Genomic DNA, 979 nt, shown 5'->3' with positions numbered 1-979 from the left:
GTAACCGTTCACCGGGACGGTGTTGACAGCACCAACTCCTCCGGGAACGGGTAGTCGGTTTTCTCGATGCAGGACCTGACAACTGCCCTCAGCCACTCCTGCGGGCAGCGGCCCAATCGCTTGGCCGTCTCCACCAACGATAGGATACGCTGCCTGAACTGCTCGCCTCGATGCGACCAGACGCCATAGCTTCCCTTGCGCCACAGCACATAGCCACGCAGCGCCCGCTCCGCTTCATTGTTGGTCAGCGCTATCTCGTCGTTTTCCATAAAACGCCATAGCATCTCATCGTCCTTGAGCAGTAACTGGCAGCGCCCACGGTAGCGCTTGGAACACAGTACACTGCCCCGCTCCAGCTGCCTTCGCCAGCTTTGCCGACATCGCTGCAACCTTCGCTGGTACTGCTCCCGGCTTAAGCAGCCTTGTTCATAGCCATGCCGGGTTCTGAACACCGTGTCAGCCAGCAGTACCAGCCGGGCTCCGATAGGCTGGTTGACGGCGTCGCTACTCTCGGCAATCGCCGCCACGTTGCGCAGCACATGCGCCCAGCACAGTTGGCGCTGGGCGCTGTCGATGAAGCGGTATCCCGCATACTGGTCGGTCACCAGCACCCCATCAAGCTCACTGCCCAGCAACCGCTTCGCTGCCTCCTGACCGCGGCCAAACGCCGTCATGAAGCAGACCGCGACCTTGCTCAGGGCCAGCCACATCCAGCGTCGCTCACCGCCCCGCTGGTGCCGGGTTTCATCGGCATGGATGATGGCGGCAGACTGCACTTGCTGTTTGATGGCTTGGTGGGTCGGGGTGAGCATGGCGCTGACCCGGCCTTGCGCTTCACTGATGGCGCCTCGGCTAAAGCTCAAACCGAAGTGCTGCTTGAGCTGCTGCTGTATCTTGCTGATGCTCTGGTGGAACTGACCACTCTGCAAAGCGATATAGCTCAGCAGATTAGCCCCCATCTGGCTGTGGCTCACCGTAT

The 979-nt window shown here is 61.0% G+C and carries 1 protein-coding gene; it reads right to left on the bottom strand.

Annotated features, from left to right (window positions below):
• Positions 1 to 8: 8 nt before the first annotated feature.
• Positions 9 to 979 (bottom strand): IS66-like element ISAs21 family transposase (locus C3418_RS23695; RefSeq protein WP_103859389.1); only part of this gene is annotated, 971 nt, incomplete at its 5' end.

The organism is Aeromonas sp. ASNIH8 (genome assembly GCF_002919855.1).
Classification (GTDB): domain Bacteria; phylum Pseudomonadota; class Gammaproteobacteria; order Enterobacterales; family Aeromonadaceae; genus Aeromonas; species Aeromonas caviae.
Note: the sequence above shows the minus strand (reverse complement) of the source record. Positions and strands in the feature narration are given on the sequence as shown.